Here is a 25742-nt window from a genome sequence, read left to right as displayed (position 1 = left end):
CAAGTATCTTCTATCCGTACTTGCCTTGATAACGACGACGCGGGGCGGAGAGCAACACAGGAGCTGATAAGGGCAGGTTTTAAGGTAGAAGATATGTCTGTACATTACGGGAGCTTCAAAGACCTCAACGAGTATCATATCAGCCGTGTTCGTGAGCAACAGAAAAAGCTGGAGAAAGCTCCAAAAACAAACAATAAACCCAAACCAAGTCAAACTAAAAATACGATAGGGCAATGAAAAAGATGAAAGCAAGCAGAGAGGAGATAGACCAATCCATAAAAGAAGCGTTCAACATGAACAGACAGGAAAGTAATGAAAGGACAGAAAGGAGAAGTCTTACATACTACTTGGGAGATACAGAAGACGAGGTGGAAGAACAACCACAGGCAAAAGCTCCATCAAAGGAAACAGATTGCCGAGAAGTAATAGTTTCCGAGCCATCCGAACCTACACTGCACACAGAGAATGCAACCGTTCAACGGCGCATCAGTGCCAAGATGAGACGGGGAACGCTCGAAACCTACAAGCAGGCTTTCCTTGTTCCGACCAAATTGAACGACCGAAAGGCGGTTTATCTGAGCAAGGCGACACAGGAGCGTGCAGACTTCATCGTCCGCAGACTGGGCGACAGGGGCAGCAACCTTTCAAGTTTTGTGGAGAATATCGTGCGCATTCATTTGGAGGAATACGGTGAGGACATAGAGAAATGGAGAAAGCTGTAAACCGCACGAAAAGGGTCGAGGGTTTTACTGAAAAGAGACGTCTCTTTCACTCAGAACCCACGTCCTTTTTTAGAGAATACGATAATGCCAATTTACTGAACATGCAGAACGGAGGGAATGCCACGAACGCAGTTAAACACAGAATGCAGTGCATTCGTTTTCAAGCAGAAAAATACTTTATATGTAAACGGCATATTGGGTAGCATTGCAAGACGTCAGTTTGTACCCACAAACTGCGCTTGCTCCCCTCATTCGATTATCGGGGAGATTAGACCGTAATCACTCCGTTCTCATCGGTCAGCCATCAGAAATTAAGAAATAACGAAAAGAGGACTTTTATATGAACAGAAACAACAGAAAGACTGCCCGATGGCAGCAACAGGAGAAGAAAGAACAGCGGATGAACAAGACGGAGTTCATCAAGGTAAGATGCACCTTAGAGGAAAAGCAACGAATTAAATCAAAGGCAGAAAGCACAGGACGGAAGTTCTCTGATTACTGCCGCGAGATGCTTCTTAGTGGAGAAGTTATTTCTGTTCCTAAGATGACGGACAATGAAAAGGAAGCCATAGAGGTGTTGAGACGAACTGCCTACTTCTTTATGCATATTTCCAACCTTATCAAGGTAAAGGATGATGCGTGGGTACTGATTACCCAAAGCCTTTCCTATCTGGCAAGGGAAGCTTTTAAACGTTTCTTTAATCCCAAATACCGTATTGAGGAAAGGGCAATTAAACTCTTAAATCTGATGGAGAATGATAGGAAAATGTAAAGCAATAGCACATGGCAGTAATGCACTGGAGTATATTTTCAGAGAGGGAAAACTCGGAAAAACGCTTCTCTTTCACAATCTCTGCGGCACTACGCCAAAGGAGATTTACGAGGAAATGAAGATGGTCAGCGATTACAACACACGGTGCAGAAACAAGTTCCTGCGTATCGAAATCGGCATAGCACCACAGGACGAGAAAAGATTGAGTCTTGCATCCGTCCGTAACCTTGCGTCAAACTTTGCAATACGCATGGGACTTGCCAACCATCAATGGGTGGCGGTTACACATAAAGACACCGACAATATGCATATCCATATCATCGCCAATCGCATTAGTCTGTATGGCAACGTTTATGACACTACCTTTGTGAGTAACAAGGCAGCAAGGGTTGCAGAGGAACTCAGCCGCAAGTATGGTATGACCATCGCAAAGGAAGTCAAGACGGAAAGGACACACAAAAAGATAAAAGCTAGCCCAACAAGAGAACAAACAAAGCAGCAGGTACAGAAGATATGCTATGCTTTACTTGATAGGTACAAAGGCACAGGCATCACAGGGCATTCGATGTTCCTCTACGACCTTAGCAAGAGTGGTGTAACCATTGAACGCTTAAAGAACAAACAGGGAAAGATATATGGATTGAAGTTCGCATACGACAGCCAGACTTTCAAGGCATCTGAAATCGGCAGGGAGTTCGGTTACCGTTCCTTGCAGAAGAATTTTGAGATAAGTAACAAGACAGAACCAAAGAAAGCTACGACAATGGCAGATGAGCTGGCAAAGAACAAAATTCAATCCGATACAGGTTATCAACTTGTTCCTCCCAGCCGCTCCTATACGTCACCTGCCAACACAAATGAAAATTCATCTATTGCACAAGCCGTAGGTAATGTGGCAAGTACTGCCATAAATGCAGCCGAAGAAATCATTTCCGGAGCAGGTGGGTTAATCAACCCACAGACACACGGTGATGATTATGCCGAGACAGCATGGCAACACAGGCTCAGAAACCAAGCCAAGAAAAAGAAGAAAAGAGAAAGAGGATTGTAACCACTTTTCGTTATCCCTGTCTTTCCCCAAAACGAAGACAAAGCAAAAGAGAGAAATCTTCATCAAAAACGCTTGTTATTCAAAGCAAATGATTATCTTTGCAAATAGAATAACAAGCGTTCTTTGTTAATGCAGAAACCCGCGACTAAAAGCAGTTCGCTCGTTTCCAAATCGTTACCTGTTTAGTTTATGCAACAAGGTAACTTCTTTATTTTCAATTAGATACGTTTTGAAAATTATCTCTTTATGTAATATCCGGAAGGCAAGCATGTAATATTCTTCAATTTGCGTGTAATATTTTGAGAGTAACACGGTCATATTTTAAAATCGACAATATGAAGACAGTTATCATAGACAACTACGATTCGTTTACTTATAATCTGGCGCACCTCGTGAGAGAACTTGGTGCTGAGGTCACTGTTTGGCGCAACGACCGCTTTGCATTGCAGCAACTGGAGGTTTTCGACAAAATTATCCTAAGCCCCGGTCCGGGGATTCCTGCCGAGGCGGGCTTGTTGCTTGACACCATCAGATGCTATGCCAACCGTAAATCCATCTTGGGTGTGTGCTTGGGTCATCAGGCCATAGGCGAGGTGTTTGGGGCAAAGTTGACCAATTTGGCGGAGGTTTATCATGGTGTGGCAACTCCCGTCACTCAATTTGGCAATGATCCTCTATTTACCGGGTTGCCCAAACAGATTGAGGTGGGACGTTACCACAGTTGGGTGGTAGACCGGGTCGGCTTCCCCGATAGTCTTGAAGTGACAGCTGTGAGTGATGACGGACACATTATGGGACTCAAACACAGGTTTTACGACATTCACGGGATACAATTTCATCCCGAAAGCGTGCTTACACCCTTGGGGCGGGAGATTGTAAACAACTGGTTAAAACTATAAAACAAACGGAGTAGAGAAGTTCTTTTCTTCTTTACTCCGTTTCTTGTTTGGCGCAGCACCAGCGTGCCACCTTTATCATAACCCCGAGACCTCCGGTCATCTCTTTAAGGAGATAGTATTTCTTGTTTTTCCTCACCAGCCTGCCGTGCATGCCCTTGAGCGGGCCGTGATGTACAACAACGTGGTCTCCGGTTTTCATCCTTGCTTCCTCGTCCGACACGATCAGCCGTTCGACTTCCATGTCGGGATTGCACATGGAGATGAACTCACTCATCTCCTTGGCCGAAATCATTGCATAAGATTTTGAGGTGGGAGTGGGTTTTATCACAGAAACCTTGTAACGGGGGGAGGATACAAGTTCCTTGAACTTCTTCTCATCGCCACTTTCTACAAATAGGAGGTTGGACACGACGGGGCGTAACCGGCGCTTGTGGTGACCGTTGGCATCTTCGTAGTCTTCGTAGTGCATGGGAATAAACGTCCTGAAGCCTTCTGTCTTGAAAGCTTCTTCAATGGCACGGGCCCTCATGCCGAAGAGCCTGACCGCATACCACGGTTTGTCTGTCATTGTTTCCATGCGTTTGTTTTCTATTTCCCTGTAAAGTCCAAGTTACTTGTCCGATTGCTGAAACAACATCGTTTTTCGACCTGTTTCCTCTGTCAGAACTCGCTTGTGAAGTGGAACCTGATGTGCTTGAAGTCTTGCTGGGCCATGCTCAGTACGTAGCCGGAGTCGGCAAGGAACACATCGCGGCCTTCGATGTCTTTGGCCATATACTGATACTTGCGTTTTTTGAAGTTGTCCAGCTCCGTAGCGTCGTCGGCCTCTATCCAACAAGCTTTGTGCAAGTGTACGGGTTCCCAGCGACATTTGGCGTTATATTCGTTCTCCAAACGGTATTGGATGACCTCAAACTGCAGTTGTCCCACTGTGCCCACGATGCGACGGCCGTTGAACTGGTTGACAAACAACTGGGCCACACCCTCGTTCATCAGTTGCTCAAGACCTTTCTGAAATTGCTTGCTCTTCATGGGGTCGTCGTTCTCTATGTATTTGAACATCTCCGGGGAGAAGGAAGGGAGTCCGCGGAAATGCAGGAGTTCGCCCTCGGTCAGCGTGTCGCCAATCTTGAAGATGCCATTGTCAGGCAGCCCGACAATGTCGCCGGGATAGGCTTCGTCAATGGTACTTTTGCGCTGTGCCATGAACTGGGTGGGAGAGGAGAACCTTACCGTCTTGCCCAAACGGATGTGCTGATAGGGCTGATTGCGGACAAACTTGCCCGAGCAGACTTTGCAGAAAGCAATGCAACTGCGATGGTTGGGGTCGATGTTGGCCGTGATTTTGAATATGAAACCTGTAAACTTCGGTTCGTCGGGCTTCACCATCCGTTCTTCGGCCATTGTTGGTTTGGGACTTGGAGCTATTTCGACAAAGCAATCGAGCAGCTCTTGGACTCCAAAATTGTTCAGAGCAGAACCAAAGAATACCGGGGCGACTTCAGCTTTGCGGTAGGCGTCTTTTTCAAAGGTGGGATAAACACCATCTACCAGTTCCAAATCGTCACGTAGCTGCTGGGCTTCCCGTTCGCCCACTCGCTCGTCCAACTCTTTGCCTTTTACATCGACAGCCACCTTCTCGGTCACGCGTTGCTTGTTGGGGGTAAAGAGGTTAAGCTGTTGTTCGTAGATATTGTAGACGCCCTTGAAGCGTAACCCTTGCCCGATAGGCCATGAGAGGGGGCGAACCTTGATTTGCAGCTCGGCCTCCAACTCGTCCAGAACGTCGAACGGGTCTCGCCCTTCGCGATCCATTTTGTTGATAAAAATAATCACAGGCGTGTTGCGCATACGGCACACCTCCATCAGTTTGCGGGTCTGTGCCTCCACACCCTTGGCACTGTCTACCACGATAATGGCCGAGTCGACGGCTGTCAGTGTGCGGTAGGTGTCCTCAGCAAAGTCTTGGTGGCCCGGCGTGTCGAGGATATTCACCTTGTAGGGTTCTCCCGTCTGTCCGTCGGGCAGATAGTCAAACTCCATGACGGAGGTGGACACAGATATGCCGCGCTGCTTCTCAATATCCATCCAGTCTGATGTGGCAGTCTTTCTGATCTTGTTGCTTTTTACGGCTCCCGCCACTTGTATTTGGCCGCCGAAGAGCAGAAACTTTTCCGTCAGTGTGGTTTTACCCGCATCCGGGTGGCTGATAATGGCGAATGTACGCCTTCTTTGTATTTCGTTCATGTGTGATTTTGTGCTATTCTTGTTCGGAAGACAGCAAAGTCTTCATACACTTTTCCAGACTGTCGGTCCAGTAGGGGATAGTGATGCCGAAGGTTTCTTTTATCTTGGTCTTGTCAAGCACGCTGTAGGCCGGACGTTTCACCGGGCTAGGGAACTCGTCGCTGTGGCAGGGGAGAATCTCGCAATCCGTGTTGCCGGCTATCCGGGCGATCTTCCGGGCAAAGTCATACCAACTGCACACACCCTCGTTGGAGAAGTGGTAGATGCCCGAATGGCCTTCATACTTTCTGTTTTCAACGATGTCAAAGATGACATTGGCCAAGTCTCCGGCATAGGTGGGCGTGCCGCACTGGTCGAAAACGACTTTCAGTTGGGGCTTAGTTTTTGTCAGGTGCATCATGGTCTTGACGAAATTTTTGCCATATTCCGAGTAAAGCCATGCCGTGCGGATGATGATGTGCTTTGCTTCGGTAGCCTTAATCTTCTGTTCGCCGTGCAGTTTGGTTAGTCCGTAGATGCCGGTAGGCGTTCCCTTCAGATCTTCCTTGCACGGGGTGTTGTACGGGTCGCCTCCAAAAACATAATCGGTGCTCACGTGGATGAGTAGTCCGCCAACCTCTTTCATGGCTACGGCCAGATGCTCCGGTGCCGTAGCGTTGAGCGTTTCCACAATTTCTCCGGCGGTCTCTGCTGCGTCTACATTGGTCCATGCAGCACAGTTGATGATACATTTCACATCGTTGTCACCGACCATTTTGCGCACGGCTTCGAGACTGGTGATGTCCAGTTTCTGATAGTTGTCGCACACATCGGTAAAGATGTAGTGGTCTTTGCTCCCTTTGGCCGCAAGTTGCAGCTCGTTGCCCAGTTGTCCGTTGGCCCCTGTAACTAATATGTTCATTGTTGTGATTGCTTGATAAGTGTCTTTTAATAGTTCTATTCGTCTTCTCCGAAGTCCAGTCCCTCGTCGCGGTCTTTGATGTAATAGTCGCTCAAGAGTCCTACAAAGGTGGTGATTTCTTTCACGGCCCGTTCCGTGTCAGCGGTGATTTCCTTTTTCTGCAAGCGCAGCATCATCACGCCGTAGAGTGCATCGAAGCAGGTTTCTATCTCGCTCACTTCCTTGTCGCCCTTGCTCCGCAACTCAATGATAAACGGCAACACCTTATAATATTGTCCGCTGTAGAATGGAAACTTGGTGGATTGGAGCAGCCGGTTGTGCAAATCTACAAGATCCTGCATCAATATCCGGTTGATGTCGAGATGCCCGTATTCGCGCTTACCTTCTTCGTTGAGCATTCTCACGAGGTTGCCAAACCAGTCGGCCTCCTCCTCTTTCTGTTCGTCGGTGTAGTCGAAGCGGTTGATATATTGTTTGCGAATGGCCGGCATGTAGCAGTCGTAGGCCCTGATGATGTCTTCCACCTGCCACATGTAGAGTAAATATTCGGCAATTGATTTTTTCCTTAATTGTTGTGCTATGAACATCTTTTTCCTTCTTTACCTGATTGAAAATACGGCCTTTTCAGCCTTCTCCGGAGCGTCATGTCCGGTCGTGCCTGCGGGAAGCCCCATGCGCCCGGTGGCTAATAGTATTGGGGGAGATGATAGAGATTGAAAACTGTGCCGAAAAGAATGATGAGTGAGAATATGACGACAATGCTCCCTATCACCTTGTTGATGATGATGATGCCATAGACATCAAACTTTCCGCGTATCTTATCCACCAGCCACGTGAGTCCGTACCACCACAGCAGGGCCCCCACAGGGACGCAGGTGAAGCCGATCACCATCTCAAGCGGCCGCCCCGGCTGGATGAAAGCAAACTGGGCATAGAGTGCCATGAAAAAGAAGATGATGAGCGGATTGGAGAGGGTGACAAGAAAGGCCGTGAGCAGATTGTGCCAAAGCGTGCCTTTTGTCTTGCCACTTTTGTGCATCTTCTTGACGGGATTAGACAGATAACAGTAGACACCGAACATGAGCAGGAGGATGCTGCCCGTGATTTGCAGGGCAAATTGGTATTCGGGCTTTTGCAGGGGCTCCATGATGAAGCTCATGCCCAGCCCCACCATGAGCGCGTAGATGATGTCGGAAAGAGCGGCACCAATGCCCGTCACAAAGCCATACCACCGGCCTTTGTTCAAGGTGCGCTGCACGCAGAGTATGCCCACGGGCCCCATGGGGGCCGAGGCCACAAGACCGATGACGATTCCCTTGAAGATGAAATCGAGTATATCTAATTCTAATGGAAGTGTCAATGTCATACCAGCATGCAAAGGTAACAATTTTTTGGTAAGGAGAACTATTTTTCCTGAATAAAACTTTGTGTTGTCCGACCTTTTTCTTAACTTTGCGAAATAAGATCAGAATTCTAACTTATTAAGCAATAGAAAAGCATGATAGAAAACGCGCTAAAACCGTATGTGATCGGATTGGACCTGGGAGGTACCAACTCCGTGTTTGGTATCGTTGATGCCCGAGGGGAAATCAAGGCTACCACTGCCATCAAAACACAAGGCTACAACAAGGTTGAAGACTACGTGAACAAGGCTGTAAAGGCCCTCATCCCCATCATCGATGCTGTGGGAGGCATTGACAACATCAAGGCTATGGGCATCGGTGCTCCCAATGGCAACTTCTACAGCGGAACGATAGAGTATGCACCCAACTTGGTGTGGGCTCACGATTGTGTGGTGCCGTTGGCCCAAATGTTCTCCGAGCGGCTGGGCGGTATTCCCGTGGCACTTACCAATGATGCCAATGCGGCCGCTTTGGGCGAAATGACCTATGGTGTGGCCCGTGGCATGAAGAACTTTATCGACATCACGCTGGGCACGGGTGTCGGCTCGGGCATCGTGGTCAACGGTCAGATGGTTTACGGCTCCGACGGTTTTGCCGGCGAGTTGGGCCATGTGACGATGGTGCGCGGCGAGAACGGTCGCACCTGCGGTTGCGGTCGCACAGGGTGCCTTGAGGCCTATTGTTCGGCTACAGGCGTTGCCCGTACGGCCCGTGAGTTTCTTGCGGTGAGCGACGCACCGAGCTTGTTGCGTGAGCTTGAGCCGGCACAGATCACTTCGCTTGAAGTGAGTCTTGCAGCTGCTAAGGGCGATGAGCTGGCCAAGAGTGTCTATGACTTTACGGGCGAAATGCTGGGAGCGGCTTGTGCCGACTTTGCCACATTCTGTAGTCCCGAGGCCTTTGTCTTCTTTGGCGGTCTCACCAAGGCCGGCGACCTCATCATGAAGCCGATAGAAGACAGCTACAACCGCCATGTGATGAATATTTTCCGTGGCAAACCCAAGTTCTTGGTTTCCACGCTCGATGGTAGCTCGGCTGCCGTCTTGGGTGCTTCTGCCGTAGGCTGGGAGTTGTAAGGTCACAATGCAGGATATCCCGACGGGGAAACTTCTTTAAAAAAACCTATAAGAAGTCTCAAAAAGTCCCACCCCTCTAAGGACTTACCTTCCTACAAACAGTTGGATGGAAAAGCCCTTAGAGGGGTGGGGTCTTTTTGGGGACATTTATTCCTTATGCAAAAGAATACAGTCGATGTTGGCTGGGGAGATATCCGGATAGATAACTGTCAGACTATTTCTTCGTTTTCGGCCTCTTATATTGCGATATTTGCAATCGACAATCCGCTCGGCGTAAATAAGCGATTTTGGTGACATTTTCAAAACGCTGATAATCAGCCGTTTGAATTTTATTGACACGATTTAAGGCCGGAAAAGGGGGCTTAAAAGGCCCAAACAAGCTTGCAAAAGGGCCGCAGTTGCGATACTACCGTGGCCCTTTCGGTGTTCAAGTGTGGCTCTTTCGCAAGTCCGGAAAGCCGGAAAGCGAAAATCAGTGGGTATCTTCGATGTTTTAAAGTCGGTTTTCCTCTCTGGTTGGAAGATTTCTGTGGATGTGTTTTTGTTGATATTATTCGTCATTGTCCAGCATCTCGCAGGGATACTTTCCACCGTTTTTTGTTGATGTGTGAGCGATGCATATATTCATTGCTCCATCCAAATATCGACAGTTCCATTTTAAAGGCCGTCTTAATCCCTGTCCAATAAAAGAGGTTGGTGCAGGATGCTACCAACCTCATGAAATCGATTTTGCTAAAACGCGCAAAACCATTAAATACGGGGACAAATATATACTTTATTATTATAAAATCCAAACGAATTAAAGGAAAAATGTAGATTTTAACATTGTAAACGTACACATACTGATTAAATTTCGTATCTTTGCCCCTTGTAAAGGGCAGATGATGAAGCCCGCATCCCGCCTTGACGGTTGGCACTACTTAAGAAAAGTTTTATATCTATTAACGCATATCAAATCCAAAAAACAATTATGAGGTATCTACAGACTCTATTGCTTGCAATGCTTCTGCCCTTCTGCGCTTCTGCCCGCGGATGGAATGAAACAGAGTACAAACAAATCGAACAGAGCATCGAACGGCCTGTGATAGCCAATCGTACAATCCTGATTACAGCCTATGGGGCCAAAACATCGGCTTCAGCCGCCCAAAACCAGAAAGCCATCAACCGTGCCATAGCCGTGGCTTCGATGAAGGGTGGCGGCAGTGTCGTCGTGCCCAACGGTACTTGGAATACGGGGGCCATCACCCTGAAAAGTCATGTCAATCTGGTGGTGGAGGAGGGAGCCACGCTGCATTTTGTTTTCGAGCCCGATCTCTATCCGCTGGTGCGCACGGCATGGGAGGGGCTGGAGTGTTACAATTACAGTCCCTGTATCTACGCCTATGGGGCCACTGACATCGCTGTCTCGGGTAAGGGCACCATTGATGGTGGCGGCAGCAATGACACTTGGTGGGCTTGGAACGGCAATCCCCGTTTCGGCTATAAGGAAGGTGTCACTACAGAGAGCCAGCGGCTCGGGTCGCGGGCCCAACTGCAGAAGTATGCCGAGGATGGTGTGCCCGTAGAAAAACGCAAGTTTGGCAAAGGCCGTGGACTGCGTCCGCAACTTATCAACTTCATGCACTGCGAGCGCATCCTCATACGCGACGTGAAAATGGTGAACTCTCCTTTTTGGGTGATTCATCCCCTGCTTTCAAAAAATATCACTGTGGACAATGTCTACATCTGGAACGAGGGCCCAAATGGCGACGGTTGCGACCCGGAGGCTTGCGAGAATGTGCTCATTCAAAACTGTACGTTCCACACCGGTGACGACTGCATCGCCATCAAGAGCGGGCGCAACAATGACGGGCGGTTGTGGGGCAAGCCCAGCAAGAACATCATCATACGCAACTGCAAGATGGAAGACGGCCACGGAGGAGTGGTGATAGGCAGTGAAATTTCGGGCGGTTGCGAGAATGTGTATGCCGAAGACTGCTACATGGACTCGCCCGAATTGGAGCGCGTGCTGCGTATCAAGACCAACAACTGCCGCGGCGGACTGATTCAGAACATCAACATGCGCAACGTGAAGGTGGGACAATGCAAGGAGGCTGTGCTCAAAATCAACCTCGACTATGAGCCGCGCGAGGCTTGTTACCGCGGATTTCAGCCCACGGTGCGCAATGTGAACATGGAAAACGTGACTTGCGGGAAAAGTGAATACGGCGTGCTCGTGATAGGACTGAACGAGGTGGAGAATGTCTATGACATCAATGTGAGTAACTGCAAGTTTGACGGTGTGTGGAAAGAGTCTGTGAAAATCACCGGCAAGACACGCGACATCAAGTTTGACAACCTGACCATCAACAACAGTCTGGTGCTCAATGAGTCCGATAAACCCTATAAAAACTACAGTCAGTGGCTCACCTACTCGGAGATGAAGCGGGTGCCCCATCCCTACTTGCTGGACTTCAGTACCAGGCCCAAATGGAGCTACGTGATGGGCATTGAGCTGGAAAGTATGCTCGACACCTACCTCCGCTATGGCGGCGACAGCATTATCAACTATCTCAAGGAATATCCCGAGACGATGATCGATGACAAGGGCAATGTGACCGGGTATGCCTACAAGGACTTTAACCTCGACAATATCCGCACGGCCAAATTCATTCTGCGTATGCAGAATATTGCTCCCCGGCAGGGTAATGAGAAAGCCTTGAAGACATTTTTCAAGCAACTTGTGAACCAGCCTCGCACCAAAGAGGGGGTCTACTGGCACAAGGCCATCTATGCCAATCAGGTATGGCTCGACGGCATCTTCATGGGACTGCCGTTCTACACCAACTATGCCGCACAAAACCTTCCTGCCAAAAAGGCCGTGAAAGTGTTCGACGACGTGGTGGACCAGATTGTCAAGACCGACAAGCGCACCTATGACAAGGCCACCGGTCTGTGGAAACACGCTTGGGACGAGACTCACTCGCAGTTCTGGGCCAACAAGGAGAACGGTCAAAGTCGGCACACTTGGGCCCGTGCGCTGGGATGGTATTGCATGGCTATGGTGGAAGTGCTTGATGTGCTGCCTGCCGACTACGCACGCCGCAAGGAAGTTGTCGACCTGTTGAACAAGGCTATGGGTGCTGTCGTGAAATGTCAGGACAAGAACACCGGCGTATGGTATGATGTGCTGGATGTGAAAGACCCTAAAAATTATCTGGAGTCTACCGCCTCAGCCATGTTTGCCTATTGCCTGCTAAAAGGTCACCGCAAGGGCTATCTGGATGACAGCTATCTCCAAGCCGGTATCAAGGCCTATAAGGGAATCGTCAACCGGTTTGTCCGGGTGAATCCCGACAAAACCATCAGCCTCACAGACTGTTGTTCGGTGAGCGGGCTGGGACCGGGCCCCGGCCCTTACGTGAAGAAGCCCAACTACAAGCGCGACGGCAGTTTCGAATATTACATGAGCGAACCCGTCCGCGACAACGATGCCAAGGGTGTGGGCCCCTTCATCTGGGCCAGTCTGGAAATGGAGCAGATGGGCAAGTAGACAAAGGCGAAAAGGTCATGCTCAAGGCCTACGCTTGGGCTACCTTATTATATATAAGTATTTAAAAACTCAACAGACGAAATGGTGAAACAAGTTTTGACAACGATAATAGCCGCACTCGCGGCTACAACCCTGATGGCGCAAGCCCCGGCCTTTCCGGGTGCGGAGGGGCACGGACGATATGTAACAGGAGGGCGTGGAGGCCAAATCATCCACGTCACCAATCTCAATGACAAAGGGCCGGGCTCCTTGCGGACTGCCGTCAGTGGCAATGTCAAGAAAATAGTCGTGTTTGATGTGGGGGGTGTCATCCCTTTGGCGGGCGATCTCAAGATAGGGGAGAACACCACCATCCTCGGACAGACCGCACCCTATCCCGGTATCACGTTGCGCTACTACACCGTCATGCCTAACAAGAATAACATCATCCGCTTCATACGAGTGAGGCGCGGACAGGAGAAAGATGTCAACGATGGGGCGGATGCCGTATGGAACAGACATGTCACCGGTGTAATACTCGACCACTGCTCGTTCAGTTGGAGCATTGACGAAGTAGCTTCTTTTTACGACAACAACAACTTCACCATGCAATGGTGTACTGTGGGCGAGAGTCTGGCCAACGCCGGTCACGGCAAGGGTGCTCACGGCTATGGGGGCATTTGGGGTGGTAAGCTCGCCAGTTTTCATCACAATATGATTCTCCATGTGGACAACCGTGCTCCGCGTTTCAACGGGGCCCGCTATGATTGGAACGGCTACACCGCCAATACCGAGTATGGAAATTACAACTGGGCGAACGCTGTGCAGGCCGAGAATGTGGATTTTCGCAATTGCGTGATATTCAACTGGGGCGGAGGGGGCTGCTATGGCGGTCCCGGAGGCGGCTATATCAACATGGTGAACAACTACTACAAGGCCGGGCCGGCAACCAAACACAAGACGCAAGTGACTTCCGTCTCTGTCGGCAGCAGCGGCAACACGACTCCGACAGCCTTCCGGGGCATGACGAGCCGCTACTTCATCAGTGGCAACTATGTCACAGCGGCTGGAGCCAACGCTGCCAATTACGATTGGAAAGGCGTATCATACGATAAGGGCACTTACACCATCAACGGAGAAATCTATTCTGCCGATCCCAACAATTATTATGGTGACGGCGTGGAGCATGTGAACAATGCTAACGGTGTGGCCTGCGTCAGAATCAAGCTCGATGCCCCCATTCCTGCCGGAGAGGTGACCACCCACAATGCCGAAACGGCTTTCACCAAGGTTTTGGCACACGCGGGAGCTTCCTTGCATCGCGACGAGGTTGACACCCGATATGTCCAAGAGGCCGAAACAGGTAAGGTAACCTACACGGGTTCTGTCACCAAACGTAAAGGGATAATAGATCTGGTGTCTGACGTGAATGGCTATACCGAGGTCAACTTTCCTACAGGCAGGCGTGAAACGGGATTTGACAGTGACAACGATGGTATTCCCGATGCATGGGAGACTGCCAATGGCTTGAATCCTCATGATGCTTCAGATGCAACAACCTACACCATTGACGGCAAAGGATATTACACCAACATCGAAGTGTATGCCAACTCACTGGTGGAGGACATTATGAAAGCCGGTAATGCCGATGCAGATACAAGCGTGGATGAATATTATCCGTTTTGCAAAAAGGTGGAGACGGGTATTGCTAACATGGCTGACAACAAGACTGCAGTGGTGGTGACAGAGTATTACAGTCTGTCAGGGCAGCGGGTCTCTCCGACAACCAAAGGCATCACAATCATAAAGCAGCTATTGGCCAATGGAAAAACAGCGATAAAAAAACGGATTCTATAAGTTAAAATCACAAGTCTATCTTGTAAGAGGCGTGCTGTTATCGCAAACAGCATGCCTTTTATTTTTTGCATAAAAAAATAATATCAATTCTGTTTTGGCATTCAAAATAATTTATTACCTTTGTCGTCCGGCTTAAATAAAGCCGCTGAAAATAACAGAAAACAGATTATCAACCATATTTAATAACTAAAAAGACAAGTAATTATGAACAAAATTTTACGCTATTCATTGCTCGTTGCTATCGCTATGATGAGTAGTTTTTCTTTCGCTCAGACAAAATTCAATTTCGATGATGCCAAAACCATGTTTGGGTTGCCGGGTGAATCAAGTGGTAGTGGAAAGAACTATGTCGCTACTGGCGATTTTAAAGAAGATAAAACCGCTACGATCGATGGTATTGGAATAACGGTTTCAGCCTCTCCATCTGAAGCTAAGAACAGGAATCGAGTATGGTATAAATATCCCAAATTACGTATGTATAGCGGAACTATGACAATCAAAGCTCCAGAAGGGAAAAAACTCAAAAACATTGAATTTCAACTTGGTTCAAAAGCTGAGTATGCAAAGTGGGGAAAAGGAAATTCTGTCAATAATGGTACCTTGACCCCATTTGTAGAAAATAAAACAAAAATGGTTACTTGGACCGGTGATGCAGAATCTGTTGTTCTTTCTGTCTCTGCCAACACACAGTTCTCGGCTATCATCGTGACTTTGGACAGCTCGACCGGCATCAATAATGTTGAAACTACAACAGCCAATGCCAATGCTCCGGTTTACAATCTTGCTGGCCAGCGCGTAGATAGCAACTACAAGGGGGTTGTCATCAAAAAAGGCAAGAAATACATGCAATAATATTCACGGGATTCCCTCTGTGGGAAACCTAATATGAAGCTACAAGAGATATATGTCGCCGTTTTAGCAGTTAACTACTGGATAAAACGGTGATTTTCTATGATAAGTTAAGTGTGTTGTGGCATGGCGGCCGACAACTCTTTAACAAATATATCAGCGCACACAAAAAAGAAAATCGTATCAAATTCTTAATTATTCTCAACAATTTAAATGCAAACTATTATGAACAAAACTTTACGTTGTCTATCACTTTCACTGCTTGCTTTAGTAAGTAGTCTTGCATTTGCACAGAAAGAAATCACCTTCACAGCTGGGGTAGATAAAGGGACTTGTTGTGCCACCAAGTCCAAGCCTGCCGGAAATGATAAGATCACAAAAGATGGAGTCACTATCGAAACAGGCTATGGGGCTTTTGATGCACAAAATTATAATACGAAAGCCAATGAATATAGAATCTATAAAAGCTCTACTTTTACAGCCACCTCAACCATCGGCAGCATCACCAAAATAGTGTTCACCTGTTTTGCCGATGGAGAAACCAAGCATGGACCGGGCTGTTTCAGCAATGCCTCTACTGGAGAATATACATTTGAGTCTGATGGCCCTATGGGCACATGGACGGGAATAGCCCCCACTGTTTCATTAACAGCCACAACAAATCAGGTTCGTGCAAGTAAAATTGTAGTCACAATAGATGCATCAACAGGTATCAAAGAGGTTGAAAATAGAAAAGAAGATGCCAACGCTCCTCTTTACAACCTTGCCGGCCAGCGTGTGGGCAAGGACTACAAGGGTGTGGTCATCAAGAATGGTCAAAAATACATCCAGAGGTAATTGTAGGGAACAATAATAAATCCCTTCTTTCTTCCAACTGTAGAGGCTGCGCTTTATGCTTGTTCGCACGTTTCGCAGAAACGTTCATCGTCCTACGATATGGATAAAAATCCTGTACGGAATACGATTTTTCAAATCGTGCGGGCAGGCATAAAGCGCAGCCCCTACCGCCACAGTGGAGGAGAATACAGATGTCATCGCCGTTTCAGCTGATAGGTTAACAGTTGGAACGGTGCTTTTTTTACGATGTATAGAGAGGAAGAATGAAATTGCGAAGCTGATAGTTGCTCTCCTAATTTCGGTTCAACATGATATGCTTAAATCTCAAGTAGAAAAAGGGCTTTTCTCAAACAAATACATTTACAAGGACAGAATATAAATATAAATAGTCTCGTTTTGGAACATAAAAACGGTCATTCGTCTTATAAAATCGCGTCTGTATCATAAAAAAACATAAAGGGTGACGAACGTATAGAAGTTTAATTTTGATTCAGTTTCGGCTTCTGCATTTTTTTATTACCTTTGTGTCCGATTCTAAGAAGACAACTAAAAATATTCAGGAACCAATCCAACAATTATAAATTTTAACACAAAAAATCATGAACAAGACTTTTCGTAATTTATTATTGGCAGCCCTTACATTTGTAAGCGGTTCCATGTTCGCACAAACAACATTTGATTTTGACAAGTCCAAAGAATTGTTTGGCTTTTCGGGTGAATCCTATGAAACCAGCAACGATGGAGAATTTGAAAAAGACTTAACTGCCACTATTAGCGGCATCACTGTTACCGTGACAGCTTCTGATTACGACAAACATGACAAAATCAATCAAGTTTGGTACAAAACTCCTAAACTCCGTTTGTATAATGGCAAGTTGATCGTTAAGGCTCCACAAGGTAAAAAGATCAAAACCATAGAATATAAACTGGCTCAAAAGTCTAACGAGGCCAAATGGGCAAGTGGCAACACTGCCAACCAAGGCAAACTTTCTGCATACAAAGTCGGATTATCGACTTCTGTAACATGGAATGGTATGGCTGAACAAGTCGTGCTAACGATAGTGGAGGATACATATCTCCAAGCTCTTACCGTTACTCTGGATGGCCCGACGACGGGCGTCAATGCCCTTGGTGATACAAAACAGAAACCGGAAACAGCAACTTTCGATCTCGCTGGCAGACAGGTTGGCAAGAGCCATCAGTGGATAGTTATCAAAAATGGCCGGAAATATATAAGAAAGTAGGGGAGATTCCCCTTATAGGGACAACAGAGGGCTGCCGAGGAAAAATCGGCAGCCCTACTCATTTTTATATTTTACTCCTTCTGCCAAATCTCAGAGTTGAAAGGAGGAATAATACCTCAACATGCTTATAACAAAGGCGAGATGCTCATTAAATGCTTATTTTCTTGCAAAATAGTTTGCTCCTTTCATTTATTTGGCGTAAATTTGCCATCAACAAACTATTATGACCTAATTAACGACAATTTATAACTAATCCCAAAAATAATGAGAAAGCATCTACTTAGAATGAGTACGCTTTGCCTGACGCTCTGTTGTGTCATCTTTGCACAAGCACAGAAAGATAATATGGGCAAAGCGCAAGTGAGCATGATTCAGGAGAAACTACTCTATTCCACCGACTTTTCCGATTGGACTAAAGCTGCTGCGGCAAAAGAGGAATCGACCGTAGCACAGAGTACCAAATACAGTCATGAGAAACTGGATTTCAGTATCTTCAATACGGCTGTAGAATCGGCGGGGGTGAACCCCAAATTCAACAACGGCAATCCGCTCGGTTGGCTCATGGCTTCTAAAGCGGCTGATCCCTACATCACGACATCGGCGTTGGGCAGCATCACGAAAGTATGCTTCGTGCATGCAGCAACAGGAAGCAAGCGCGGTTGGAAGTTGGAAGCCAAAGGTGATGGAGACGGTGATTGGGTGACTCTCAGTGACACACCGGCCAATCCGGCCAATCGGTGTGAAGTGACCGTCGAGGTGAACAGAACGAATTGCCGGCTACGCTTCACCAATCTCAATGCTTCACAAAATGCCTACCTCTTCGGACTTGACATCTATGGCAATGTGGACATGAGCAAGAGCCCGGCATTGGCCGGCTTCAAAGCCAATGGCAAAAGCTATGTAGCTGCTGATATCTTCAGTGAGACTGCCGATGGTAACATGGCCGCCACGATAGAACTATCTAAAGCAGAACCTAAGATTTCGGTTGAAAATCCGGTGTCAGACCTCACCGCTGACAATGGCGAAATCGGTGACATCACCTATATTGTAGAAGGAGACAACACCATTGTCACTATTCCTGTGACAGCCAATGGTGCAACGACCAATTATATCGCCACCTTCGTACCGAAGAAAGACTTCACGCTGACTTATTACAACGCCGACGGAAACGAACTTGGTATCCAAATGGTGGAAAAAGACTCGAAGATTGGCGCATTCAAATATGAGGCAGCCGATCTGAACATCCCTGTCGGTAAAGTTTTCCGCGGTTGGTTTGTCAATGCTTCAGGCAGCGGCAATCGAAAATACACGCCCGATGAGACCATCACCGGCAACACCGCCCTTTATGCCATTGTCAATGATAAGGAAGTGCAGAGCACAACGGCCCGCTACACTTTCAATCTGACCGATCAATATTTCTATGACGAAGATCATGAGGCTTTCAACTGCATCGGGCAGGGGGGCTATCACGACAATCAGCACGGCTGGCTATTTAAAAGTGGTGACGACATTGAACTGCTCGTAGGCGGCAATGCCTATATTATTCTTTCAAGCTGCAAATACGGCGGGGCAGGGACACTTACGCTGAAAGATTCGAAAGGCAACATCATCGGTACGGCTTCTTACCCGGCAGCTAAAGACGGAGAGAGCGTTTCTTTCCATTATGAAGGTGGAGCCGATGTCCTGCATCTTACTTTCGACTGCTCTCCCTACATACACTGTCTGACGATTGCCAACGTGCAGGACAATCCGATAGACAAGAATGAGGCCGGCTACTTTATCGTAAAGGCCGGAGACGCAGCCCATCTGCTCAACACGCTGATGATAGCCAACGCCGAAGCCAAGGAGGATAGCCGTACTTATATTTTCGTGCCCGACGGTACATACGATCTCGGTGAGACCGTGCTTACTCCCATTTCCGGTAACAACATCTCTCTCATCGGGCAGAGTGAAGAAGGCACACTCATCAAGAATGCACCCAGAGTGGAAAACGAAGGCATCGGCACCACGGCACTCTTCCTTGTCACGGGCAGCAACACTTATTTCCAAGACCTGTCGCTACAGAATGCCATGCCCTACGACATGAATAAGGCTGCAGGCCGTGCAGTTGTTATCCAGGACAAAGGCAACAGAACCATTTGCAAGAATGTGAGGCTGCTCTCCTATCAGGACACCTATTACAGCAACAATAATAAGGGGCAGTTCTATTTTGAAGACGGCGAGATACACGGTGTGGTAGACTATGTATGCGGTGGCGGAGACGTGTTCTACAACCGGGTGAAGTTTGTCAACGAGTCTCGTTCGGCAACTCCCAAGACCGGAAGCGTGACCATCGCCGCCCCCTACACCGATGGCACGCAATGGGGCTACGTGATGAGCGGTTGCACCATAGAGAATCGTGCCAAAAGTTTCAACTTCGGCCGGGCATGGGGAGGCACGCCACGATTGGCATGGCTCAACACCACTATCAACCAACCGGCAGAAGTGGAAAGCACGCGATTCACCACCGGAGGCATGAACACCTATGCTGACAAATTTGTGGAATACAATTCCGTGGATGCCTCCGGCAAGGTTGTGTCTCCGGCAAGTAACACACTGACATTCAAAAAGGACAACAAGAGCAAGACCTACGAGACCATTCTCACTGCCGGCGAAGCTGCCGAATATGCCATCGACAAGGTGTTCACCGACTGGCGACCGGAAATGCTCGCCGGGCAGATGAATATAGCCAATGCCCAAATCAGTGCTGGAAGTGACATCTTCAGCTGGGATGCCGTTGAGGGTGCTACAGCCTATGCTGTCTTCAACCATGACAAGCTTGTCACCATCACTACCTCCACTGACTATAAACTGACGGAAGCGGGCAACTATTCTGTGCGGGCTGCCAACAGCATGGGAGGTTTTGGAAAATCATCTACCGTCACTACAGGCATCGGCAAAGTGGCATCAAAGGATGCAAAAGCCATTCGCATAGAATATTTCACCATCGGTGGAGCAAAGGTGTCTACACCGCAGCAAGGAGTCAACATCGCTGTGAAAACATTTGCCGACGGAAGTCGGAGCTGCTCCAAGGTGATTGGCAAGTAAGGGGCATCTGAGGAGCATCCGAATGCCAACAAGGGCTGCCTTTCCACAGAGGGCAGCCTTTGTTTTTTGCACTTATACACTTTTTTCACCATAGAAAGAGAAAATATTCCTCCTATGATGGGGATATAATCCATAACTTTGCGACAACAAACAAATTTCAAAGAGCTAAAACAATGAATCTCAGCAAAATCATCTTATCGGCCATGCTCGTCGGCACGCTTGGCACTGCCTACACGGCAAAGGGCCAGACACTCCCGGCCTTCCCGGGTGCAGAAGGATTCGGCATGTATACCACCGGTGGACGCGGTGGAAAAGTTTATCACGTCACAACCCTTGAAGACAATGGCAAAACCTCTCTTAAAGGTTCTCTGCGTTGGGCCAATGCCCAAGCGGGCCCGCGTATCATCGTATTTGATGTTTCGGGAACTATCTTTTTGAAATCAGCTTTGAAAATCAATGAAAACACCACGATAGAAGGACAAACGGCACCGGGAGACGGGATTTGCATTGCCGACTATCCGGTGACGCTGAACAGCAACACCATCACTCGCTATCTGCGTTTCCGGTTGGGCAACCGACAGGTGGCCCATCACGAAGGAGACGGATTGGGGGGTATGGATTTACACGATGTGATGGTCGACCACTGTTCGGTGAGTTGGAGCATCGACGAATGCCTGTCGGTTTACGGCAGCAAGAATCTTACGGTGCAGTGGTGCCTTGTGGGACAGAGTCTTAAAAATGCAGGCCACTCGAAAGGGGCCCACGGTTACGGGGGTAACTGGGGAGGAAGTGGAGCTACTTATCACCATAATCTGCTTGCCCACCATGAAAGCCGTGTGCCTCGCCTCGGGCCTAGACAGAGCACACAGACTGACGAGCGGATGGATTTGCGAAACAATGTGTTCTACAACTGGGCCGGAAACGGATGTTACGGCGGAGAGGGCATGAATGTGAACATCGTCAACAACTACTACAAGGCGGGGCCTGCCACACTGAAACGCAGCGCGCTCATCCAACGACGCATCGCGGGAATAGGTATCAGGACAACGGCATATACACATCATGGTACGGGAACCCCAAACGAATGGGACAAGATGTGGCATGTGTGGGGCAATTTCTATGTGCGGGGGAATGTTAATTCTGTTCATGCAGATGTGACCAAGGACAACTGGACGTATGGCATCTATAACCAGATAGACAACAGCAAGGTAGACAATACTTACACCCAGAGAACGAAAGACACGATATGTTCCACGACGCCTCTTGCCTTCTATCCCGTCACCACGGAGACAGCATACGAGGCATACGACAAGGTGTTGGCATACGCCGGTGCCTCTCTTCACCGCGATGCGGTAGACCGTCTGTTGGCAGACGATGTCAGAAACGGGACTGCGACTTATACGGGAAAAGGCAATGGAAAAACACCGGGCATCATCAACAGCCAAAATGACATGAAACCGACTGATGCCGGAGAAGACTGGACTCCTTGGCCGACACTCCAACAAGGTTTGTCACCGACAGATACCGATGGGGACGGCATGCCCGATGAATGGGAAACGGCCAATGGATGTGATTCCACCATTGACGATGCTGCAATGTTGGCAGCTAATGGCTACGCCAACATCGAAAACTACGCTAACAGTGTGGTTGCCGACATCACGACAGCACAGCTTAAAGGAGGCATGATGCTCGAAGGGCAACAGGAAGCAGAAACCGGCATCAAGGGCGAGGTGGTGCCCAAAAAGAAAGATGATGACACCGGAATAGACAATAACAGGACTACTTTTATGGAGGTCACATCACCCCGCTTTTACTCTATCGACGGTATTGAACGCCCCATTCCGCAAAAGGGAATCAATATTGTAAGACAAACAATGAGGGATGGAAATGTGAAGGTCATGAAAATAGTGATGAGATAGAAAATAAAGTAACGGTCGCTATTTGATAGGGAGGTGAGTGTAGGTATTGGGTATGCACCAACAAAAAGCGGTGAAAGGTATCTCCGCGGGAAGTTGGGCTGTGGTGGATAATTTTGACAAAAAAGTATCCGAAGAAATTCTCCAACCAGGATAAAAAACCGGCTTTAAACCACGGGAAAAGCCCGCTGATTTTCTCATTCAGGTTCTCCGAATTTACAAAAGAGCCACAGTTGAAAGCTGGAAGGGCCACAGTTGTATTGCAACCGTGGCCCTTTTGTAAGCCTGTTTGGGCCTTTTAAGCCCCCTTTCCCGGCCTTAAATCGTGTCAATAAAATTCAAACAACTGATTGTCAGCGTTTTGGAAATGCCACCAAAATCGCTTGTTTGCAGCCGAGTGGGTTGTTTGTTGCGAATAGCGTAATCTGAGAGGCCGAAAATGAATAAATAACTTAACAATCATTTTATTCGGAGGTCTTCTTGCCAAACAACAATTAGGGCAAACCAAAAGCAACAAAAACGGTACCGTAGAACTATACGGTGCCGTTTCTGTAGCTTTATAACTCGTAAGCAACGCCGGTTGTTACTTTTCTGTGGATTCGGCTTTTTTCGTTGTAGCCTTTATGGCTGAAGACGATTTACCGGTGGCAGCCTTTTTAGCCGTAGGTTTCTTGGCTGCTTTGGCCTCTGCTTTCTTTCCTTCACATGCTTCGCGAAGTTTGTCGCTTTCCGCCTCAATCTTTTCAATCTTGGCTTGCAGGCGGCTTATCTCCTTATCCTTCATCTCGATCTCGTCCCCTTGATTCTTGATAGTGGTGAGAAGACCTTCCAACTGATCGTTGTCTATTTCTTCAGGATAGAGGTTGTTGACACGGTTGATGAAGTCCCCCAAGATGTTCATATAGTTGGTGAAAGCATCAAAAGGACTACTGTAGATGCCACGATCGATACCAACGTTACTTGGCTTAGTGGTCATGAAACGGAAATTGTTGCTCGCCTGCAGATAGTCCCAGTCTTGATTGATACGAGGGTCATTGGCGATGCGCACACGGTCGGCCACACTATAGAGCTTGTTAAAAGCCTCGCGCTGCATAGGATTGCCCAACCATGAGCTTACGTCGCGCTCTTCATCTACCCAACTCAATGTGTCCGGGACGTTGAGCGTGTCTATAGCCTTAATCTTCATGCAGAGTTCCGTAGGTGTAGAGAATGTTATACCCCGTGCTTTTGCGCAGGTTGGCAAGGCTTTAAGGAATTCGAGGATATTGCTTGACAACGGTTGGGCTATGCCTAAAGCGGAAAGTTCCATAAAGATATTTATTACCTGCTCTTCTTCCGGAAAAGCTGCAATCCTATCCATATAGGTGTCGGCAAAAAGCGGATAGCCAGGCCAATCGCTGTTGTTGAAACGCAAGGATATATCATCGCTTAAGGTGATGTCGCGAAGCAGGAGCTTGAGATTGGGAGCCATGGCGCAGTTATAGATGTAGTGGGGGCTCTTCCACCCCAATACATGCTTTGCACCTTCCGTGAGCATCCCCTTAAATCCCAAATGGGAAACCAGCAGGCCGATGTCATCACTGTAAATGAGCGACGAATTGCGAAGCACTTTCGGTTCCTGTCCGAAGTACTCTTTAATCTTGGCACTTTGTCTTTTCACCTCTGCCTCGAAATCAGCTTCATTGACGAGAGAGGACAGACCGTGGGAATAGGGCTCTGCAAGAAACTCTACACATCCGGTGCTGTTAAGTTCTTGCAATTTGGTCAGCACTTGAGGGGCATGGAACTCCAACTGTTCCATGCCTACACCGGAGATGGAGAAAGCCACTTTGAAATATTTGCCGTTGGCATTGATCATCTCTTGCAAGGCATTCAGGGCCGGCATATAAGAACGCTCGGCAATGTCTGTGATGGCGCGTTCGTTCTCATAATCATCATAATAGTAGTGATCGGTGCCGATATCGAAAAAACGGTATCTCTTCAGATGGATTATCTGGTGTATCTCGAAATATAAACAAATTGTTTTCATCTTGTGTAATTCGTTAGGTAAGTTTTAATTGAATGAAAAAGTTCAGAGAGCAGGAAAGACTATTTCCACCCGAGGGTGCGCTCGTAGAGTTCACGAATCCAAAGTCCCACTTTCTCCCAGGTGATTTGGTCAACCTCATGTTTGCCCTCCTCTTGCAAATATTTGAAAAGGCTCTCATTGTGGCAAATGCTGTAAATGGCATCTGCCAGAGCATGGATATCCCAATAATCTATCTTGAAACAGTTGTCGAGAATCTCGGCACAACCGCTCTGCTTGGATATGATGGTCGGCGTTCCGCACTGCATTGCCTCCAATGGCGAGATGCCGAAGGGTTCACTGACCGAAGGCATCACATACACATCGGAGTCTTTCAGGCACTCATACACCTCTTTGCCCCGCATGAAGCCGGGGAAGTGGAAACGGTCGGCAATGCCCCGGATGGCAGCCAGCTCTATCATCTGGTCCATCATATCGCCCGAACCGGCCATACAGAAGCGGACATTACGAGTGCGATGGAGTACCATGTTGGCTGCTTCGACAAAATATTCCGGTCCTTTCTGCATCGTTAAACGGCCAAGGAAAGTAACCACCTTTTCCCTGCCAGTGTGGTCGGGACGGGGAATATCTTGGAGTTCTTGCCGGAGAGGATAGACGGCATTATGCACCGTGAAACATTTGCGCGGGTCTTGATGATACTGATTGATGACGGTTTGGCGCGTCAGTTCAGACACACACATGATGCAATCGGCATTGTCCATACCGTCTTTCTCTATCGAATAGACGGTAGGATTGACATGCCCACGGCTGCGGTCGAAGTCGGTGGCATGGACATGGATGCAAAGTGGTTTGCCTGAAACCTGCTTGGCATGGATGCCGGCAGGATAGGTCAGCCAGTCGTGTGCATGGATGATGTCAAACTCTTCCGTCCGTGCGATAACGCCGGCTATCACAGAATAGTTGTTTATCTCATCATGCAAATTGGCCGGATAACCACCAGCAAACTCCATGCATCCCAAATCATTGACATGCATATAATTGAAATCGGCATAGATGTGGTCGCGGAAACGATAGTAATCGTCAGGAGGCATGATGTTGCCTATTCTGCTTTGCACGTAATCATGAGCAACATCCCGCCATACGATGGGCACACCGTTCATGGCAATAATTCTTGCCGCCGAGCGGTCTTCATCGCCAAACGGATGTGGCAGACAGAGTGTAATATCGACATCGCCTTGGGCATGAAGCCCCTCGGTTATACCGTAGTTAGCAGTGGCCAACCCACCGAACACGTGAGGAGGATACTCCCATCCAAACATTAAAACTTTCATAGTCACCTCCTCC

Annotated in this window: 20 protein-coding genes; 13 read left to right on the top strand and 7 right to left on the bottom strand. The window is 48.0% G+C overall.

All coding sequences use genetic code 11. The annotated features are described in order from the left end of the window. From HMPREF6485_RS14250 to HMPREF6485_RS10800, 5 genes are all read left to right on the top strand, one after another. A partial coding sequence (locus tag HMPREF6485_RS14250; RefSeq protein ID WP_004346521.1) for a toprim domain-containing protein occupies window positions 1-237 on the top strand: 237 nt, incomplete at its 5' end. Next, window positions 234-722 carry a DUF3408 domain-containing protein gene (locus HMPREF6485_RS10815; protein WP_004346520.1) on the top strand — a complete coding sequence of 163 codons (489 nt, stop codon included), beginning with the start codon at window positions 234-236 and terminating at the stop codon, window positions 720-722. The genes HMPREF6485_RS14250 and HMPREF6485_RS10815, both read left to right, overlap by 4 nt. A 340-nt stretch (window positions 723-1062) precedes the next feature. After that, window positions 1063-1494 carry a plasmid mobilization protein gene (locus HMPREF6485_RS10810; RefSeq protein WP_004346518.1) on the top strand — a complete coding sequence of 144 codons (432 nt, stop codon included), beginning with the start codon at window positions 1063-1065 and terminating at the stop codon, window positions 1492-1494. After that, on the top strand, window positions 1478-2545 hold the full coding sequence (locus HMPREF6485_RS10805; protein WP_004346516.1) for a relaxase/mobilization nuclease domain-containing protein: 1068 nt from the start codon (window positions 1478-1480) through the stop codon (window positions 2543-2545). The genes HMPREF6485_RS10810 and HMPREF6485_RS10805 overlap by 17 nt, the downstream gene beginning before the upstream one ends. A gap of 335 nt (window positions 2546-2880) precedes the next feature. Then, on the top strand, window positions 2881-3444 hold the full coding sequence (locus HMPREF6485_RS10800; protein ID WP_004342738.1) for an anthranilate synthase component II: 564 nt from the start codon (window positions 2881-2883) through the stop codon (window positions 3442-3444). A gap of 31 nt (window positions 3445-3475) precedes the next feature. Here HMPREF6485_RS10800 and HMPREF6485_RS10795 read toward each other — a convergent pair whose 3' ends face one another. The 5 genes from HMPREF6485_RS10795 to HMPREF6485_RS10775 all read right to left on the bottom strand — a co-directional run bounded on the left by HMPREF6485_RS10795 (window position 3476) and on the right by HMPREF6485_RS10775 (window position 7958). Continuing rightward, a complete protein-coding gene (locus tag HMPREF6485_RS10795; RefSeq protein ID WP_004342737.1) occupies window positions 3476-4021 on the bottom strand; it encodes a UpxY family transcription antiterminator in 546 nt (181 codons plus the stop codon). An 83-nt stretch (window positions 4022-4104) separates the two neighbouring features. After that, window positions 4105-5691: a peptide chain release factor 3 gene (locus HMPREF6485_RS10790; RefSeq protein WP_004346514.1), complete on the bottom strand. Its 1587-nt coding sequence runs from the start codon at window positions 5689-5691 to the stop codon at window positions 4105-4107. Between the two features lie 13 nt (window positions 5692-5704). Further along, on the bottom strand, window positions 5705-6592 hold the full coding sequence (rfbD, locus tag HMPREF6485_RS10785) for a dTDP-4-dehydrorhamnose reductase (RefSeq protein WP_004346513.1): 888 nt from the start codon (window positions 6590-6592) through the stop codon (window positions 5705-5707). 35 nt (window positions 6593-6627) lie between these two features. After that, window positions 6628-7179 (bottom strand): DUF4924 family protein, encoded by a 552-nt coding sequence (locus HMPREF6485_RS10780; RefSeq protein ID WP_004342734.1) that lies wholly within the window; start codon window positions 7177-7179, stop codon window positions 6628-6630. A 98-nt stretch (window positions 7180-7277) separates the two neighbouring features. Next, window positions 7278-7958 carry a LysE family translocator gene (locus HMPREF6485_RS10775; RefSeq protein WP_004346511.1) on the bottom strand — a complete coding sequence of 227 codons (681 nt, stop codon included), beginning with the start codon at window positions 7956-7958 and terminating at the stop codon, window positions 7278-7280. 132 nt (window positions 7959-8090) lie between these two features. Here HMPREF6485_RS10775 and HMPREF6485_RS10770 point away from each other — a divergent pair, with 132 nt between their 5' ends. From HMPREF6485_RS10770 to HMPREF6485_RS10730, 8 genes are all read left to right on the top strand, one after another. Beyond that, entirely contained in the window at window positions 8091-9071 is a 981-nt protein-coding gene (locus HMPREF6485_RS10770) for an ROK family protein (RefSeq protein ID WP_004346510.1), read from the top strand. A 970-nt stretch (window positions 9072-10041) separates the two neighbouring features. Beyond that, entirely contained in the window at window positions 10042-12603 is a 2562-nt protein-coding gene (locus tag HMPREF6485_RS10760; RefSeq protein ID WP_044126073.1) for a glycoside hydrolase family 88 protein, read from the top strand. Between the two features lie 135 nt (window positions 12604-12738). After that, complete coding sequence (locus tag HMPREF6485_RS10755) at window positions 12739-14439, top strand: pectate lyase (RefSeq protein ID WP_082231329.1); 1701 nt, start codon at window positions 12739-12741, stop codon at window positions 14437-14439. 204 nt (window positions 14440-14643) lie between these two features. Continuing rightward, entirely contained in the window at window positions 14644-15291 is a 648-nt protein-coding gene (locus tag HMPREF6485_RS10750) for a hypothetical protein (RefSeq protein WP_004346504.1), read from the top strand. A 222-nt stretch (window positions 15292-15513) separates the two neighbouring features. Further along, a complete protein-coding gene (locus HMPREF6485_RS10745; protein WP_231294347.1) occupies window positions 15514-16125 on the top strand; it encodes a hypothetical protein in 612 nt (203 codons plus the stop codon). Between the two features lie 599 nt (window positions 16126-16724). Continuing rightward, window positions 16725-17369 (top strand): hypothetical protein, encoded by a 645-nt coding sequence (locus tag HMPREF6485_RS10740; RefSeq protein WP_004346502.1) that lies wholly within the window; start codon window positions 16725-16727, stop codon window positions 17367-17369. 264 nt (window positions 17370-17633) lie between these two features. Then, window positions 17634-20456, top strand: coding sequence for a pectinesterase family protein (locus tag HMPREF6485_RS10735; protein ID WP_004346501.1), 2823 nt, complete (start codon window positions 17634-17636; stop codon window positions 20454-20456). Window positions 20457-20629: 173 nt separating this feature from the next. Further along, entirely contained in the window at window positions 20630-22375 is a 1746-nt protein-coding gene (locus HMPREF6485_RS10730; protein ID WP_004346500.1) for a pectate lyase family protein, read from the top strand. A gap of 580 nt (window positions 22376-22955) precedes the next feature. Here HMPREF6485_RS10730 and HMPREF6485_RS10725 read toward each other — a convergent pair. Both HMPREF6485_RS10725 and HMPREF6485_RS10720 read right to left on the bottom strand, forming a co-directional pair. Further along, complete coding sequence (locus HMPREF6485_RS10725) at window positions 22956-24401, bottom strand: glycoside hydrolase family 57 protein (RefSeq protein ID WP_004346497.1); 1446 nt, start codon at window positions 24399-24401, stop codon at window positions 22956-22958. Window positions 24402-24460: 59 nt separating this feature from the next. Beyond that, window positions 24461-25729 (bottom strand): glycosyltransferase family 4 protein, encoded by a 1269-nt coding sequence (locus tag HMPREF6485_RS10720; protein WP_004342722.1) that lies wholly within the window; start codon window positions 25727-25729, stop codon window positions 24461-24463. Window positions 25730-25742 lie beyond the last annotated feature (13 nt).

Origin of the sequence: Segatella buccae ATCC 33574 (genome assembly GCF_000184945.1) — a bacterium.
Taxonomy (GTDB): Bacteria; Bacteroidota; Bacteroidia; order Bacteroidales; family Bacteroidaceae; genus Prevotella; species Prevotella buccae.
The sequence above is the reverse complement of the archived record's forward strand: the minus strand, read 5'-3'. Positions and strand labels throughout refer to the sequence as shown.

Coding starts and splice junctions, on each gene's coding strand:
- HMPREF6485_RS10815 (WP_004346520.1), top strand. CDS start 234: ATGAAAAAGATGAAAGCAAGCAGAGAGGAGATAGACCAATCCATAAAA.
- HMPREF6485_RS10810 (WP_004346518.1), top strand. CDS start 1,063: ATGAACAGAAACAACAGAAAGACTGCCCGATGGCAGCAACAGGAGAAG.
- HMPREF6485_RS10805 (WP_004346516.1), top strand. CDS start 1,478: ATGATAGGAAAATGTAAAGCAATAGCACATGGCAGTAATGCACTGGAG.
- HMPREF6485_RS10800 (WP_004342738.1), top strand. CDS start 2,881: ATGAAGACAGTTATCATAGACAACTACGATTCGTTTACTTATAATCTG.
- HMPREF6485_RS10795 (WP_004342737.1), bottom strand. CDS start 4,021: ATGGAAACAATGACAGACAAACCGTGGTATGCGGTCAGGCTCTTCGGC.
- HMPREF6485_RS10790 (WP_004346514.1), bottom strand. CDS start 5,691: ATGAACGAAATACAAAGAAGGCGTACATTCGCCATTATCAGCCACCCG.
- rfbD (WP_004346513.1), bottom strand. CDS start 6,592: ATGAACATATTAGTTACAGGGGCCAACGGACAACTGGGCAACGAGCTG.
- HMPREF6485_RS10780 (WP_004342734.1), bottom strand. CDS start 7,179: ATGTTCATAGCACAACAATTAAGGAAAAAATCAATTGCCGAATATTTA.
- HMPREF6485_RS10775 (WP_004346511.1), bottom strand. CDS start 7,958: ATGACATTGACACTTCCATTAGAATTAGATATACTCGATTTCATCTTC.
- HMPREF6485_RS10770 (WP_004346510.1), top strand. CDS start 8,091: ATGATAGAAAACGCGCTAAAACCGTATGTGATCGGATTGGACCTGGGA.
- HMPREF6485_RS10760 (WP_044126073.1), top strand. CDS start 10,042: ATGAGGTATCTACAGACTCTATTGCTTGCAATGCTTCTGCCCTTCTGC.
- HMPREF6485_RS10755 (WP_082231329.1), top strand. CDS start 12,739: ATGGCGCAAGCCCCGGCCTTTCCGGGTGCGGAGGGGCACGGACGATAT.
- HMPREF6485_RS10750 (WP_004346504.1), top strand. CDS start 14,644: ATGAACAAAATTTTACGCTATTCATTGCTCGTTGCTATCGCTATGATG.
- HMPREF6485_RS10745 (WP_231294347.1), top strand. CDS start 15,514: ATGAACAAAACTTTACGTTGTCTATCACTTTCACTGCTTGCTTTAGTA.
- HMPREF6485_RS10740 (WP_004346502.1), top strand. CDS start 16,725: ATGAACAAGACTTTTCGTAATTTATTATTGGCAGCCCTTACATTTGTA.
- HMPREF6485_RS10735 (WP_004346501.1), top strand. CDS start 17,634: ATGAGAAAGCATCTACTTAGAATGAGTACGCTTTGCCTGACGCTCTGT.
- HMPREF6485_RS10730 (WP_004346500.1), top strand. CDS start 20,630: ATGAATCTCAGCAAAATCATCTTATCGGCCATGCTCGTCGGCACGCTT.
- HMPREF6485_RS10725 (WP_004346497.1), bottom strand. CDS start 24,401: ATGAAAACAATTTGTTTATATTTCGAGATACACCAGATAATCCATCTG.
- HMPREF6485_RS10720 (WP_004342722.1), bottom strand. CDS start 25,729: ATGAAAGTTTTAATGTTTGGATGGGAGTATCCTCCTCACGTGTTCGGT.